The sequence below is a fragment of the Bifidobacterium kimbladii genome (assembly GCF_032193675.1).
In the GTDB taxonomy this organism is placed as follows: Bacteria; Actinomycetota; Actinomycetes; order Actinomycetales; family Bifidobacteriaceae; genus Bombiscardovia; species Bombiscardovia kimbladii.
Genome location: NZ_JASTZZ010000004.1, coordinates 65,401 through 80,421, shown reverse-complemented (window position 1 = coordinate 80,421; position 15,021 = coordinate 65,401). Strand labels below are relative to the sequence as shown.

Annotated in this window: 9 protein-coding genes and 1 other RNA gene; 5 read left to right on the top strand and 5 right to left on the bottom strand. The window is 58.0% G+C overall.

Annotated features, from left to right (window positions below; all coding sequences use genetic code 11):
• Window positions 1-69: 69 nt before the first annotated feature.
• From ssrA to QRX41_RS06285, 3 genes are all read right to left on the bottom strand, one after another.
• Window positions 70-468, bottom strand: a transfer-messenger RNA (tmRNA) gene (ssrA, locus tag QRX41_RS06295).
• A gap of 113 nt (window positions 469-581) precedes the next feature.
• Window positions 582-1,526 carry a LysR family transcriptional regulator gene (locus QRX41_RS06290; RefSeq protein ID WP_313839412.1) on the bottom strand — a complete coding sequence of 315 codons (945 nt, stop codon included), beginning with the start codon at window positions 1,524-1,526 and terminating at the stop codon, window positions 582-584.
• A 233-nt stretch (window positions 1,527-1,759) separates the two neighbouring features.
• Window positions 1,760-3,382 (bottom strand): NAD-dependent malic enzyme, encoded by a 1,623-nt coding sequence (locus tag QRX41_RS06285; RefSeq protein ID WP_313839410.1) that lies wholly within the window; start codon window positions 3,380-3,382, stop codon window positions 1,760-1,762.
• A gap of 302 nt (window positions 3,383-3,684) precedes the next feature.
• On the opposite strand from QRX41_RS06285, the gene QRX41_RS06280 reads away from it, so the two are divergent.
• On the top strand, window positions 3,685-5,160 hold the full coding sequence (locus QRX41_RS06280; protein ID WP_313839408.1) for a DASS family sodium-coupled anion symporter: 1,476 nt from the start codon (window positions 3,685-3,687) through the stop codon (window positions 5,158-5,160).
• A gap of 91 nt (window positions 5,161-5,251) precedes the next feature.
• Here QRX41_RS06280 and QRX41_RS06275 read toward each other — a convergent pair whose 3' ends face one another.
• Both QRX41_RS06275 and QRX41_RS06270 read right to left on the bottom strand, forming a co-directional pair.
• Window positions 5,252-6,151 carry a carbohydrate kinase family protein gene (locus QRX41_RS06275; RefSeq protein WP_144085500.1) on the bottom strand — a complete coding sequence of 300 codons (900 nt, stop codon included), beginning with the start codon at window positions 6,149-6,151 and terminating at the stop codon, window positions 5,252-5,254.
• Window positions 6,141-7,418: an ROK family transcriptional regulator gene (locus QRX41_RS06270; protein WP_313839559.1), complete on the bottom strand. Its 1,278-nt coding sequence runs from the start codon at window positions 7,416-7,418 to the stop codon at window positions 6,141-6,143. Before QRX41_RS06270 ends, QRX41_RS06275 begins: the two co-directional genes overlap by 11 nt.
• A 1,740-nt stretch (window positions 7,419-9,158) precedes the next feature.
• Between QRX41_RS06270 and QRX41_RS06265 the strand changes: the two genes are divergently transcribed.
• The 4 genes from QRX41_RS06265 (at window position 9,159) to QRX41_RS06250 (ending at window position 14,943) form a co-directional block, all read left to right on the top strand.
• The gene (locus tag QRX41_RS06265) at window positions 9,159-9,899 is read left to right on the top strand and encodes a LytR/AlgR family response regulator transcription factor (RefSeq protein WP_313839406.1); all 741 of its coding nucleotides are present in this window, start codon (window positions 9,159-9,161) and stop codon (window positions 9,897-9,899) included.
• Window positions 9,896-11,194, top strand: coding sequence for an ATP-binding protein (locus QRX41_RS06260; RefSeq protein WP_313839404.1), 1,299 nt, complete (start codon window positions 9,896-9,898; stop codon window positions 11,192-11,194). The genes QRX41_RS06265 and QRX41_RS06260 overlap by 4 nt, the downstream gene beginning before the upstream one ends.
• Before the next feature lie 234 nt (window positions 11,195-11,428).
• Window positions 11,429-14,485: a glycoside hydrolase family 3 C-terminal domain-containing protein gene (locus tag QRX41_RS06255; protein ID WP_313839402.1), complete on the top strand. Its 3,057-nt coding sequence runs from the start codon at window positions 11,429-11,431 to the stop codon at window positions 14,483-14,485.
• Complete coding sequence (locus QRX41_RS06250; RefSeq protein WP_313839401.1) at window positions 14,482-14,943, top strand: hypothetical protein; 462 nt, start codon at window positions 14,482-14,484, stop codon at window positions 14,941-14,943. Before QRX41_RS06255 ends, QRX41_RS06250 begins: the two co-directional genes overlap by 4 nt.
• Window positions 14,944-15,021 lie beyond the last annotated feature (78 nt).

Sequence of the window (15,021 nt, the reverse complement as noted above, 5' to 3'; positions counted from 1 at the left end):
AAGATGGATCTTTGAACCGTAAAAACGGTATAGAAAGGGCCAGCCAAGTTGCCTCGGCTGGCCCTTGCCTTGTGGAGCTGCGGGGAATTGAACCCCGGTCCGGTGACCGCACCCTCAGTCTTCTACGTGCGTAGTCTGCTGGCCTTTGTGGCTATCTGTCTGCCCCCACCTGTGTCGCAGACAACCGGTGGCGGGCATAGCCGCAGTAAAAGTCCCCGAACCGCCCTGTGGCGCGGCAGTTCAGGCAAGTCTTCTTAATGACGCTCAGCATCCCCCCGAAGGCGAAGGGGAGTGAACGGAGCAGCTGCTCACTGGTTAATCCTGGCGCGAAGCTCAGGCAGCGAGAGCGAACTCAGTGCGGTTAGATTTAGCACTTGTTGTTTGCGGGAGGACATTAACGAGCGGACCCCCGCGTTCTCGGCACGCTTCCCTGCGACGAACAGGTCACCGTCGAAACCGATCAGCCCCAATCTTGAATTATCAAGCTCTGCCGATGCCATTACGGACCGGCCTCGTCAGTATACAACAGATGGACGCTGCGGATATTCCCGCTTCTCCCTGGGCATTGACTTGCATTTTGGTCAAGCCACAGAGCCCAGTCGGCTGGTGGCGTAGTCGCTGAAGGCGTGCACCTCCTCCACGTCCTCGTGAAAGGCCTCCCGCTTGGTATCGTTGAAGAGGAAGATGTTGAAACGAGGCATGTCATCACCGGCAAAGGGGATGAAGCGCAGACCATCGCCAGGGTGTACGCCAGCCGAGGTGATCAGGCTGCAGACCAGGCCGGATGTAGTCACCATTTTCAGTGTTTCCACGTCGGAGACCTCGATCAGGTGGCTGACTGGTTCAGACAGGTGAATCAGCCGTTCCGCTGCCTGAGCATGGACGAAATCGCGGTTAAGGGTGGCGAAAGGGACGTCCCCGGGAAGCATGGCCAGATCCTCGGGGTGCAGATTGGTCATTCCTGCCGCACCCAATCGTTCAACCATGGACTGAGTACAAACCATGCCGAAGGGGAAGGAGGCCAGCTTGGTCGTTTCGACGCCATCCACGCTCAGCGATTCGTCCACGCTGGCAACGGCCCCATAGTCCACACGGTGGTCCTCTATCTGGCCCAGGAGCTTTTGGGATCCTATGGTTTCTACGGTCGTGTTCTTGTCTGGTTCGGACTGCTTCTGCTGCCCTTGTCCGGAGCTCAGCAGCGATGAGATGATGGGAGGCAGGCCTATAGTGCGCCGCCGAATCCCGGTTCTCGCAGCCAAGGCCTCAGGCAGGGAGTTGATCAGATCCAGGGCCTGGCCGACATGATCCACCACTGTTCTTCCTGCCTGGGTGAGCTGTGTGCCATCACCTGCTCCGAAGCGTTGCCTTTGGACCAGCCTGGTTCCCAGGCGCTTTTCCAGCCTTCTGATGGCCTGCGAGACCGCAGGCTGGGAGATGCCTGCCTCCAACGCGACGTCGGTGAAACTGCCGTACCGGGCCAGCATGGTAAGCAGCTCGAGGTCGCGGACATTATCCATATAGGTCATGAGCCGCTTCCCTTGATTGTTGCTCAGATTATTATTGCTTATCCGTCAACTTTGGCGAAAGACTACTTACCACCACCCTATCATTGTCGACTGGACTTAAGAATATTGACACCTGGGGAATATTGATACGGCTTGGCTCATGATTGTGGTCCGGCCAACACGATCGTCGTTCATAAATCGTGCTGGCCGGACCACAATCTCAATATTGCAGGAAGCGAAGGCGCTGGTTTCGCTCAGGCATCATAGTGCCACTGGGCCTTGGCCACGGCGGCGTCCACATCCTCGATCGGCTCACGGTTCAGACCCTCCTGAACCGCCTGTTCAGCCACAGCAGTGGCGACCCGGCACGAGATCTCCTTGAGGTCGGCCACCGGCGGCAGCACGGCGGTTCCGGGCTTGTCCACGTCGATCATGTCGGAGATGGCATAGGCTGCGGCCAACAACATTCCCTTGGTGACCAGCCGTGCCTTGGCAACGATGGCCCCGAAGCAGATGCCGGGATACATAAGGGCGTTGTTGCCCTGTCCGATGGAATAGGTGACGCCCTGGTAGTCAACAGGCTTTGAGGGGGTGCCGGTGATGACGAAACCGCGGCCATGGGTCCAGGCGATTACGTCGGCGGCCTTGGCCTCGGCCAGTTCCGTGGGGTTGGAAATGGGGCAGATCAGCGGCCGCTCCACATGCTTGGCCATGGCCTCCACAACGTTCTGGTCAAAGGCTCCAGGCTTGGTCGAGGTGCCGATGAGCACCGTGGGTTGGAAGGCGTCGACAACCTGCGCCAGCGAGGTCTTGTCGGTGACCGAAGCGAACTCATTTGGCTTGCGTGCATAACGGGTTTGGCCCTCGGTCAGATCATCCTGGCCCTGCTCGATCAGACCCTGACGGTCGAAGAGCAGGACCCTGCTGCGCGCGGTCTCGGTATCCATGCCTTGGCGGATGATCAGGTCGTCCACGATCTGGTCGGCGATGCCCACGCCGGCGGTCCCTGCGCCGAAGACCATGATCCTGGTGTCCTTGGGGTCGGCTCCGGCGATTTTTCTGGCGGCGATCAGTGCGGCCAGGACGGTGACGCCGGTGCCCTGGATGTCGTCGTTCAGGGTCAGGATCCGGTCCTGATAGCGCTTGAGGACGGGCGCAGCCTCGGGCCTGCCGAAGTCCTCCCAGTGAATCAGGGCCTGCGGGTAGCGCTGGAGGACCTGCTGCACGAAGTCATCGATGAAGTCGTCGTAGCGCTGGCCTCTGACCCTGGCGAAGTGGTTGCCCACGTAGTCGGGATTGTCCAGCAGAGCCTGGCGGTTGGTGCCGACATCCACCATCACCGGCAGAACGCGCGAAGGGTCAATGCCGGCAGCTGCTGTGTAGACCGCCAGCTTGCCCGTCAGGATCTCAGCGCCCTGGGCGCCCCAGTCGCCGATGCCAAGAATGCCTTCCGCGTCGGTGCAGACCACCAGGTCAATGGGCCGATCGCCGGCGTACTGGTCCAGGGCATCGCCGATCCCCTCGGGATGCTCGATGGAGATGTAGGCCACATCGCTGCCCGAATAGAACTCGTCGTAGCGTTGGATGGACTGGGCCACGGTGGGGGCGTAGACGATGGGCATGTACTCGGTCAGGTGCATGTCCATGCTCCTGTAGAAGAGCCGACGATCGGTGCGGCAGATGCTCATCAGATAGAGTCGCTTGTCCAGATCGGTGGGTTGGGCCAGGAAGCGGCGGTAAACGATGCGCTCGCGCTGTTCGTCATCCTGTACGGCAGCAGGCAGCAGTCCATCCAGCTTCAGTTCGCGCCGTTGCTCATAGTCGAATCCCAGTCCCCGGTTGGCATAGGAATCGTTGATGGTATCGAATCCTGTCATGGTCTCACTTGTCCTTCACGATCGGGGCCGGCCGCGTTGCCGGACCTCTGCAATCAGCCTAGAAAAGCCATTGGCGAACCGGCAAATAAACAGGATCTATATGCGCTTAAGCCCCTTTTGCCGCTCTTTGACGGGCCTTGGAGGTCATGGACGGCCGCCAGCTATGGCGCTCCTTCATATAGGGAATGCTTATTTGTCGCCCCTGCCGCCTGCCGCATAGCATAAGTCCACATGAGCAAGCCGACGAAGAGGTCGGTGGTTTCCAGGCGGTCATACGCCGGATCATGAGCGAAGGAGCAATGATGGGTGAAACAGTACGAACACGTGAGGGCAGGGGAGACCCCCAGGCAGAGGCCAGCCAGCCTTTCAATACGAACCAGCTGGTCAAGGCTCTGATCTGTGTAGCGGTAGGGTTGGTCATCTTCCTGATTCCGCCTCCCAAGGGGCTGACCGCCCAGGGCATGCACATGCTGGGAGTCTTCGTAGGCACCATCCTAGGGCTGATTCTGCAGCCTCTGCCCACCTCAGCAGTGGCCATCATCGGCATGACCGTGGGGATGCTGACCGGTGCCCTGGATCCCAAGAAGGCGGCTTTCAACGGACTGGGCAGCGCATCCATCTGGCTGATCGTGGCGGCCTTCTTCATCGCCCAGGGCTTTGTCTCTACCGGGCTGGGCCGCAGGATTGCCCTGGTCTTTCTGTCTCGATTAGGCAAGTCCAGCCTGGGCACAGCATACGGACTCTCGGCCGCCGACCTGGTCCTGGCTCCGGCCACCCCGTCAAACACGGCTCGTCTGGGCGGCATTCTATTCCCGATCATCACCTCCATCAGCGACGTGCAGGGTTCAAAGCCGGACACTGACGAGTCCCGGCGGCGCATCGGCGCCTATCTGGCGATCACGGCCAACAACGTCAACGCCATCACTTCGGCCATGTTCCTGACGGCCATGGCGGCCGGCCCGGTTGTCGGACAGCTGGCCCAGAAGTTCCATGTGGACATCGGATGGGGTACCTGGGCCCTGGCTGGTATTGTGCCCGGCCTGATCTGCCTGATCATCATCCCCGCCCTGATCTACCGCATCTTCCCGCCAACTCTGAAGAATGTTCCTCAGGCTCAGGAGGATGCCAAGGACGAGCTCAAGGGAATGGGCCCGCTGAGCATGCACGAGTGGATTATGACCGTGACCTTCCTGGTCATGCTGGTCCTCTGGGCGACCGGTTCGGTGATCCATATCAACTCCACCACCGTGGCCTTCCTGGGCGTGGCCGTGCTGTTGTGCACCAAGATCATCACCTGGCAGGATATGGTGGCCAACAAGTCCGCCTGGTCAACGTTGATCTTCTTCGGCGTCCTGGTAGGCATGGCGGAACCACTGAACACCTTGGGCGTCACCACCTGGGCGGGGGAGATCATCGCCGGACTGGTCAAGGGTCTGCCCTGGGTGCTGGTCCTGGTCATTCTGACGGTCTTCTACTTCCTCATCCACTACATGTTCGCTTCTGAGCTGGCTCAGGTGGCGGCCATCTACACGCTCTTCGTCAGCGTGGCCGTGGCTGCCGGGGTTCCCGCCATGCCTGCAGCGCTGATGCTGGGATGCGCCAGCGGTCTGATTGGCGCCATGACCCATTACGCCTCCGGACCGGCGGCCTTGATTTACGGTGCCGGATACGTCAAGACCTCTGAGTTCCTGCGCATTGGCTTGATTTGCGGCCTGGTGACCGTGGTCATCTTCCTGACCGTAGGTCTGGGCTGGTGGCGGCTCATCGGCATCTGGTAAATCCCGCTTCCGTAGATATATGTTTGGTTCCGTCTGGTCGGCTATTGACAGCTCGACAGGGCGGAACCAAATCACGTTTAAAAGCGAGGGATCACTGACCCTGCTGGCCCAGATAGTCGGGGATATGCTCGGGATATTCGGGCCAGGCGCCTTGTTGGGTGCAGACGAAGGCGGCGGTGTTGACGGCAGCCCGGTGGGCCTGGGTCAGGGAGGCCCCCAGCAGGCGGTTGATGGCGAAGGTGCCGGAGAAGGCATCGCCGGCCCCGACCGTGTCAGCCACGGTGATCTCAGGCGTAGGCAGGTGGGAGGACTGGCCGTCCGCCAGATAGATCGTGCTGTAGTCGCTGCCGGCGGTCAGCACGATGGTGTCCAAGTGCCACTGGTCCATGAACCAGCGGCAGAGCTCGTCGTCGGTGGCTCCGGGAACATGGAACATGTCGCGCAGGGTGGCCAGCTCCTCGTCGTTGAGCTTGAAGACCGTGGCCATGTCCAGCAGCTCCTGGATCAGGTCCTTGCTGTAGAAGGTGCCTCGCAGGTTGATGTCGAAGAAGCGCATGGCATGGCTCTTGGTGTGACGAAGGACCTGCAGGCAGGTTTCGCGGGACTTGCTGTTGCGCATGCTCAGCGTGCCATAGCAGACGGCATCGGCCTTGCTGGCCAGTCCAGCCAGGTCATCCGTGTACTCCAGATGATCCCAGGCCACATCCGGTTTGAAGACGTACTGGGGGATGCCCTCGGTCAGCTGGACTTCGACGGTGCTGGTGGGATGGTCGTTGTGCTGCAGCACGGCATCGACGCCGGCCTGGTGAACAGCCTCCTCGAGCTCCCGGCCCAGGTCGTCGCGTCCTACGGCGCTGATGGCATAGCCTTCCGCCCCGTTCTTGGCTGCATGGTAGCTGAAGTTGACCGGTGCGCCACCGGCCCGCTTGCCTGTAGGCAGAACGTCCCACAGGATCTCGCCGATGCTGAGGACCATGGGTTTACTGGTCATGGTGTTCCTTTCCTGACGACGGGTGATGCGCCCGCCTTGTGCTTGTTGATTTCACAGCTGTGCGGCCCATGCTGGCCGGGTGCTCCAAAAATTGGCTGGCCGCCACTGCCGCAGCGCCGGTCAGCGTGGCGTCGATGGGAAGGCGGGAAAGCAGGATCTGTGTGTGTTCGCGCAGGCCAGGCAGGGCGCGCTGGGAGACTATGGACCGAACCCGTTCCAGCAAGCGGTTTCCGGCGGCGGCCACCATATCTCCGATGACAATCTGGGCGGGGTTGTAGGCGTTGACGATGGTCACGCAGCCATAGCCCACGTAGTCGGCTATCTGATCCACCAGCGCTTGGGCGGCCTGTTGACCCGATCGGGCTTGGTCGAACAGGCTCGCACATGCCTTGGCGTGGGTCATGGCCTCGACTCCGGGGAAGTGATTCCGCACATCCGGCTGACACATGCGGCGGTGGATGGCTACAGCCGAGCAGTAGCATTCCAGGCAGCCACGGTTGCCGCACTCGCAGGGCAGGCCGTTCAGATCGATGCTGACGTGGCCGATCTCGGTGGCCGCTCCCTGGCTGCCGTCCACCAGGGCACCCCTGTCTATGACTCCCAGCCCTACGCCTTCGCCCACCAGGAAGTAGGCCATGCTGGATGCACTCACGCGGGGGTCGAACAGGCTCTGGGCCAGTGCCCCGGCCCGAGCGTCCTGCTCGATGAAGGTGGGTACGCGGAAGGCCTGACCGAATTCGTGGATAAAGTCCACGCTGCGCCAGCCGGGCATGCTGGTGACCAGGGCGATGCGTCCACTCTCGCGCAGATAAGGGCCCGGCACGGCCATGCCCACAGCCACGATGGCGGGGTTCGTCTCAAGTCGTCCTGCCACTCGGGTTCGGACATCGGCTACGGCACCTGGGATGTTGCCGGGGTCGACGGGGGGTAGCTCCTCCGAGTCCAGCAGGCGACCGCTGATGTCGAACAGTCCGATGCTGACCAGGCTGCGGGCGAACTTGACTCCGATGACCTGGTAGCGGTCGGCGTTCAGGGCCAGGCCGATGGATCGGCGGCCGCCCTCTGAGTCCATACTGCCAGTCTCGCTGATAAGGCCCAGACTCATCAGGCGGGCCACCAGCTTGCCTATGGCTGCCGGTGTCAGATCGAGGTCCCGGGCCATTTGGGCTCGCGAACTGGTGCCTTGCTGGTGCAGATACTGGACGATGCGTGACTGGTTGAGCTCGGAAATGGCCTTCGGCGTGCTGGCGTAGGTGCTGCTGCGCATATCGACCTCCTCCTTGAGTGGTACCGTCACGCGATCTTCGCGCACTTTATGAACAGCGTTTATATATTAACATCGTTTATTATCCTTACGCAAACTGTTCTAGCTGTTCAAGGTTTCTCCGCACAGGCAATTCAATTGTTGGCCGCGTCATCGTCAGCCAAGAAGTTCGCCCGCGTCTACTTCTTCGCCAATGCGTTGGATCGAAGGTTCCTGCAGGCTAGTCGTCCTGTGCGGATGCTGCTTGTGCGGCGGATATTCGGCTTTGCCGGAATCGCTCCTCGTTCCAGGCGTTTGGGTAGATGGTGGAACCATCGATGGCCATAACTGGAGCTCGCCGACGATACTTTGTCGTCGGTACCGATCTGTTGTAGGAAAGGTATGGAGCATGACTCTTGATAATGACATCCACACCGTCGCCGATCCGTCTGGGGGGGGGGACCGTCGGCCCTGATTCTCCGGCAGTTCCATTTGTGAAGGGAACCAGGTAGCTGCTGTTGCCGGTGGCGGGCAGAATTCTCAGCGGTCCAGCAGTTGACCAGAAGCTGGGCTCCGTTCTGAGTGGTCATGATAGATACCATTAAACAGGCTACGGGGATGGTCTGGGATCATTTGCGAGGGCAGGCTTGGAATGGGGCAATCAGTCCGGGCCTGGATCAACAACTCGGCTCTCAAGAGTGTCTTCTGAGCATCGTCAATTAAAGGGACGGCCGCTCAATTGTGGATATCTGCGGCGGCGACCGTCAGGGGCTGCATTGGGGGAGTGCAGACCCTTCGCCAGATCATCATGCAATGCGGTCTGGTGCTTCTGGCTCTGCACATCCAGGACCGATCCGCCTACCTAACACGTATCTACAGCCTCGATGTCACATGCGGTCGGGTGCCTACCATGGACTAGCTGCGGCGCTGGGCGGACATATTGGCCCTGTCCAAGTCGAATCACCTGCAACTCTACATCGAACGCACCATGGTGTTCCCGGGCATAAGCGAGGTTTGGAGTAGCACAACCTTCTGGAGCCGGGGCAGATCATCGACTTTGATGACTACTGTGCCCTTCGGGGCATCGAGTTGGTGCCCTCGATTTCGCCTTTGTCAACGATTATGCCAACCTGCACGCTCGCGGATTCAGGGATCTGGGCCTGCTGATCTATGGGGATGTGACGGGGGCGTCTGCCGGCACTGATCCAGTCAGGCTCAAATGCGGTCTTCGTCTGGGATGACATGATGCGCTACTGGGAGCTGGATGACGGCCGTGGCGGACTGCACCAGGATGTGGCCGACTTCCTCGTCTCCGCATTGTTAGGCATGTCTGAATTGGATTCGTATGCCGATGCAGACAACGCTCGCCGGGGTCTGCTAATTGCTTTGCGCAATCGTGCAGGGCCGCCGCTAGATGCCTGCTGATGCGTGCAGAACTCTCCAAGCTCAGTTGATGGTTGTTGATGGTCAACGCTTCTTCAACGCACTAGGTTGCAGCCTGGCCGTTCGCCTTGGCGTTCCGTCTGGAGCTCCGGATGCCAGGGCCAACAGGGATCTGGCGGATGCTTTGGAGATCTGGTTCGAGTCTTGGCCGCTCTCTGGCATTAGGTCAGCCGTGCATCGGAACTGGGATAGATCGCCTCTCTGGTCTGGTGCTTCACTAACCTTTTGCGACGAGGGACGAATTTCTGATCGGATCGGCCGCGATGGTCCCTTGTTCCGATACAATGGTGCTATTCCAGAGCGGGGTTGACAGGAGGTTCTATGCTCAGGGTGGCTCTGGTCGAAGATGACCCATCTGCTGCCAGCACCCTGTCGGAGTACTTGCGGCGGTACGGAAACGAGTGCGGTCTGGGCATCAAGGTTGTGGTTTTCTCCGAACCAACCGCGTTTCTCCAGGGATACCGTCCCAATTGGGATCTGGTCCTCATGGACATCCAGCTTCCCAACATGGATGGCATGGAAGCGGCCCGGCGCTTGCGGAATTTGGATCGATACGTGGTGCTGATATTCGTGACGAACATGGCCCAGTATGCGGTTCTTGGCTACGAGGTAGATGCCTTGGCTTACATGGTCAAGCCAGTTGGCTACACCGAGTTTTGCCGGAAATTGGATAGGGCCGTCGCTCTTATTCAGCAGGGCGCCTCAACTATCACGGTGAATAGGCGGGACGGCATACGGCGATTGCGTCTAGTGGACATAGTTTATATTGAAGTCCGTGGTCATAGGCTGGTCTATCACGGTGACGGTGAATCGGTGGAGGCCACCGGTACATTGAAAGCCGTTCAGGATCAGCTGGCTGATCATGGATTCCTACGATGCAATAAGGCTTATTTGGTCAATGTGCGCCACATCCTGGCTGTCAAAGGCACGCAGTTGATAGTCACAGGTGACTGCCATCTGACTATTGGCAGATCGCATCGCAGGCAGTTCATGCAGTCCCTGGCTCTAGAGTTAGCTAGGGAAAATGAGATGGTGCGCCCAAACTCCATGGGTCGGACATGACGGTTCAACGGATACTGGATCTCGCTCTGCTGTTTCTTCGGCAGAACGGATTCATCTTCGAGATTGTGATTGCCACACTCCTCTATACCTATCGTTTGGAACGGCGCAGGCGGGGTATCTTTTGGGGCGGTATGGTGCTGGTGGTTATGCTCGCACAATCCGTCGTATGGAACAGATACGCGCGTGATTCCCCTTGGTTGGCTATGGTCGATAACCTGGTGGTTTTCCTACTGCTGGCTCTCTGGATCGCGGTCATCTGGCGAGTGGATTTGCGGCAGGACCTCCTGTATTTCGTGCTTGGAGGCACAACCCAGCATCTATGTTATCGCGGTGCAACGATGGTGACTTTAATATCCACAGGCAGAGTGAGCGCGTCCTTTCTGCCATCAGTCTACGGTCTCGCCTTGATGCCTATGCTGCTGTGCTCGTACCTGCTCTGGGCGAGAAAGCTCAAAAATCATCGTGAAATCCGCATCGAAGGACAATCGCTGCTGGCCATGCTGGCCGGCATGTTTTTGTGCGTCAGCGTCTTCACCAATGTAATCAATGCCATAAGGCCGCCCATTGGGCCTCTGGTCACAGGTGTTTTTAGCGCCTTCGATATCCTGGCCTGCATTCTTCTGCTCTCGCTGTGCATTGGTCTGGAAGACAAGCAGGAGGCGCGGTACGAGGGGGAGCTGCTTCGTCAGCTGCTTCGTCAACAACGCAGGCAGATGTCGGCCTCTAAGGAAACCATTGAGCTGGTTAATGTAAAAGCGCATGATTTGAAAAAACAGATCACCCAGTATGGCCAAGTGCTATCCTCCGATCAGATGAACAGTCTTACCAATCTGGTAGATGTCTATGATTCTTCGGTGCACACTGGCAATGATGCTTTGGATGTGCTGCTGACTCAGAAGGCTCTGGTCTGTGAACGTCGTGGCATAAGGTTCGATAGGATGATAGACGGGGCTTTGCTCAGGTTCATGAATCCTACTGATGTTTATGCGCTCTTCGGCAACGCCATGGATAATGCATTGGAGGCGCTCGCTAATTTCGAACCGGAAGATGGCCGGTATATCAGCCTTGATGTGAAAAAACGCGTGGGCATGGTGCTTATCCGGGTCGAGAATCCCTTCCCTGGCGAAATCAGGTTCGTCAATGGGTTGCCTATGACCACCAAGGGTGATGTGCGTGATCACGGTTTTGGTCTGCGCTCTATGTCGATGATTGCCAAACGATACCATGGCAAGATGTTCATCAAGGCTGAGGACCACTTGTTCATTCTCACCATTGTTCTGCCAAGCGCTTCTTGACGTTCGAGGCCGTAATTCGACCATTCAGGCACTTGGCCTTGCTGGTGGAACCTGCCGGTTGAAGAATGAATTCCGCAGCGGTCGGGGTGACGCGTTGGCCAATGAGGGCGACGGCCATAACCTGCGGCCAATGTGAGAAAAGGAGAATACATGTCGAAGAAATCACGGCTATGGAGGGCGATGACGTCCGTCGGAGCCCTGTTGCTCGCTTTGGTCATTATGGCGAGCCTCGTCATGGAGACTTATAGAACATCGATCGATGCCTTTTTCGGCACTCGGAGCCAGAGAATCGTCACTGATCAATCCGCCCACGGCAAGGACGCTTGGACCTACGCCTCCGAATTCAAAACCGCAAAAAGCGCATATCAAGGTTTCAGAAGAGAAGCTCTTCAGGAGGCGCCTGAAACTTTCGCCCTGCTCAAGAATGACCACGAGGCTCTGCCGCTTGCCGAGCATGCGAAGGTGACCATGCTGGGCATCAGAGGATTCGCGCCAATCTATGGCAGCTCGGGAGGTTCCGTCACTGACGGGCATTCCACTGAGCAGATCACCCAGGCTTTTACCAAGAAGGGACTGCGTCTGAATCCGTCCACGCTCCAGGCATATCAGCAGTATTTCAAAGGCAAGAAGTGGACGGTTCCCAAGTTCGGTGGTGGCATATTGCCTGAATACGCGGAAATCACCAAATATAACGATCCGTGTGAATTATCGATTGATGAATTGACCGGCCTCAATCCGGACTTCAGATCGCAATATGCACAGTTTGGCGATGCGGCTATTGTCGTGGTCGGCCGGCCTGGTGGCGAAAACGGCGATGGATATTATCCAGGCAAGCGCGGCCTTGCGACCGGTGTCTCGACTTCGACCGGCAATATATTGGCCTTGTCTCAAAAAGAGAAGGAGATTATCGGCGAGGCGGAGTCTCACTTCAAGAAGGTCGTTGTCCTCATCAACTCCGTCAACCCCATGGAGATAGGCGATCTGAAGGATGACCCGCGGATCAGCGCCATCATGTGGATTGGCTTCCCTGGAGCTTATGGCTTCGAGTCCCTGGCTGATGTGCTTACCGGAGTGGTGTCGCCCTCGGCGCGATTGGGTGATGTCATGGCCCGCAACAGTGCTTTGGCGCCGGCCATGGGCAATTACGGCAATATTCCCTGGGCCAATGCAGCCGACTTCTCCAAGGAAGCCGCGGTCAATTCCTATCTTATAGAGGCCGAGGGCATTTACACCGGTTACCGGTACTACGAGACCAGGTATGCAGACATAGTTGGCGGCAAGGGCGGCAAACAGGCCAAGGCAGGGACCTGGTCCGACGGTGATGGCGCTCCGGCCGCCGCTGATGGGGAGTGGTCCTATGACCATGAGGTTGTGTATCCATTTGGATACGGCCTGAGCTATACGAACTTCCGTCAGCATTTGGATTCTGTAAAAATTGCTGGGGACAAGCGAACGGCAAAGGTGCGCGTAACCGTATCCAACACGGGTGAGCGCAAAGGCAAATCAGTGGTCCAAGTCTATGGCTCTGCGCCCTACACTGACTATGACCGTCGGCAGCATGTTGAGAAATCGGCCATAGCCCTGCTCGACTTTGCAAAGACCGACGTGCTCAAACCCGGAGAAAGCCAGACCGTGACCATGACAGTCGATTTGGCCAACTTGGCTAGCTATGATACCTCCGGTGCCGGCACTTACATTCTGGATCCAGGCGACTACTTCATCGCCATCGGCGATGACGCACACCAGGCCTTGAACTCAGTACTTGCTGCCCAAGGAGCATCGGTGCCTGGAGGGCATGCAGATGCTGCCAAGGCCTACCGCTGGTCCTGGCAGGGTGGAATAGATGACAAGACCTTCTCTACTGCGAAGACCGGTAAAAAGATCGTCAACCATCTTTCTCGCGGCGATTACGCTTTGGATTACAACGCCTTCAAGCCAGGGAGCGTCACGTATCTGACCAGATCCGACTGGTCCGGCACCTTCCCCTCAACCTACAAAGGGTTCAAGGCCGATGGACGACTGGCGACTTTGCTCAACAATGATTTTGTGCCCCTGAAGCACAATGCTGATGCCAAGAAGGCTCAGACGGGGAATGGCTCGAGCTCCCTGACCATCAATGATATGAAGAACGCCCGGTTCGATGATCCTCGGTGGAAAGAAGTCGTAGACAAGGTTCCGGTCAAGGAATTCATGTCGTTTGCTGAAAAGGCCTTCCACGCCATAGGCGCCATGCCCTCTGTCGGGCTTCAGGAGATGATGGCAGATGACGGTCCCGGCGGCTCGGACTCGCATTACCTCAAGGAGGGTACTTATCGCGGCAAACTCTATGCCGATGCCGACAAATATGCAGACAAGGGTTCTCGTGTAGCCCCATCGCCCGTCAACCTGGCATATTCCTGGAACAAGGCTCTGGGCTACCGGCACGGCCAGATCACTTTGGGCGAAAGCAGCCTGGTCTTCAATCTTCCAATCATGATCGGCCCGGCCATGAATCTGCATCGGCATGCCTATAATTCCCGCGCAGTCGAATATTATTCCGAAGACCCCATTCTTTCGGGATATATGGGAAGCGCAGTCACTCAAGGGGCGCAATCCAAGGGCACCCTGGTCAATATCAAGCATGCCGCCTTCAACGATCAGGAAATCAATCGTTCAGGCATTGCGGTCTTCATGAGCGAACAGAAGGCTCGCGAGATGGATCTGCGCAATATCCAACAGGCTTTTGAGGCCAAGGGCAAACCGGACGACTTCGACGGCCGTGCTCACCCGCACGGCGACTATCGTCAGGGAGCCTTGGGTGTAATGACTTCCTACAACCGTATAGGTGCCGTGGCATCCAGTGCCAATGCCGGTGTCATGAACGACATCATGCGGAATGAATGGGGATTCACCGGCTACTCGGTAACCGACTTCACCTCGGTTTCGCCTCATGCTTCCCCAAAGGAGTCGCTGTTAGCAGGAACCACAGCCTTTTGCGGATTCGGTAATCAGGGGGTCGAATATTGGAATCCTGAAACCCTGAGCTCCGACAAAGCCATGCTGTCGGCCATCCGGAAGGATATTCATTACGCTTTGTGGGCGCTGGCCAACTCCAATGCGATGAATGGTGTCAACGAGACTACGCATACACAGAACACGCTCACCTGGTGGCGTGGATTGTATCTTGCGGGCATCGCCCTTACAGCTCTGGCTACCCTGCTTGGATTGGTTGGTTGCGTACTGGATTGGCGACGTTCATCAGGGAAATCGCTTCGATCTGGTGTGGATGTTGACGAAGGAGGTGCTCGATGATCAGGTGGCGCATGGAACGTAAAGGCAGCCTTTGGACGGCATTGGTGTGTTCCCTGGTGGGCTTGGCTATTTACCTGGCCTCTTCAATGACGGGGTATCTTGCTGGGAAAGGGCTGAGCGCAGTCGTGATCGTCTGCACACTGCTGGCATGGGTGTGCCTGGCCCCGGTCGAGCTGGCCCGGCTTGATGGAGGGCAAAGTACTGTGGCTTCCATAAGGTCCCTTGCGGCTGAGGTGCTCCTGTTGATCGCCTTCGCAGTATTTGCCATGTCGCGGGTCAGATTGGCGGCGGATGTCTATTTCATCCCCGTCAATTACCCTCCGTCTGAGCAGACGGCGCTCAATTGGTCCATTGTTGGAGTTGTGGGATATGCGGTGGCCATCGTGGCAGTAATTGTCCGTTTCTGCGGTAAGCCCCGACCGGTCGCCATTCCGGCAGACTCTGGGGCTAAAGTCTGATTCTCAAGGATGTAGTAGGGGTCGGCGCCAGTTCTAGGAGCATCGGCTGGCCTTTTCTCGAACCGGTCTTGTCGGCTG

Bases quoted from the DNA above. Each gene is read 5' to 3' on its own strand.
- QRX41_RS06285 (WP_313839410.1), bottom strand. From the start codon at position 3,382: ATGACAGGATTCGATACCATCAACGATTCCTATGCCAACCGGGGACTG.
- QRX41_RS06280 (WP_313839408.1), top strand. From the start codon at position 3,685: ATGGGTGAAACAGTACGAACACGTGAGGGCAGGGGAGACCCCCAGGCA.
- QRX41_RS06290 (WP_313839412.1), bottom strand. From the start codon at position 1,526: ATGACCTATATGGATAATGTCCGCGACCTCGAGCTGCTTACCATGCTG.
- QRX41_RS06270 (WP_313839559.1), bottom strand. From the start codon at position 7,418: ATGCGCAGCAGCACCTACGCCAGCACGCCGAAGGCCATTTCCGAGCTC.
- QRX41_RS06265 (WP_313839406.1), top strand. From the start codon at position 9,159: ATGCTCAGGGTGGCTCTGGTCGAAGATGACCCATCTGCTGCCAGCACC.
- QRX41_RS06250 (WP_313839401.1), top strand. From the start codon at position 14,482: ATGATCAGGTGGCGCATGGAACGTAAAGGCAGCCTTTGGACGGCATTG.
- QRX41_RS06275 (WP_144085500.1), bottom strand. From the start codon at position 6,151: ATGACCAGTAAACCCATGGTCCTCAGCATCGGCGAGATCCTGTGGGAC.
- QRX41_RS06255 (WP_313839402.1), top strand. From the start codon at position 11,429: ATGGAGACTTATAGAACATCGATCGATGCCTTTTTCGGCACTCGGAGC.
- QRX41_RS06260 (WP_313839404.1), top strand. From the start codon at position 9,896: ATGACGGTTCAACGGATACTGGATCTCGCTCTGCTGTTTCTTCGGCAG.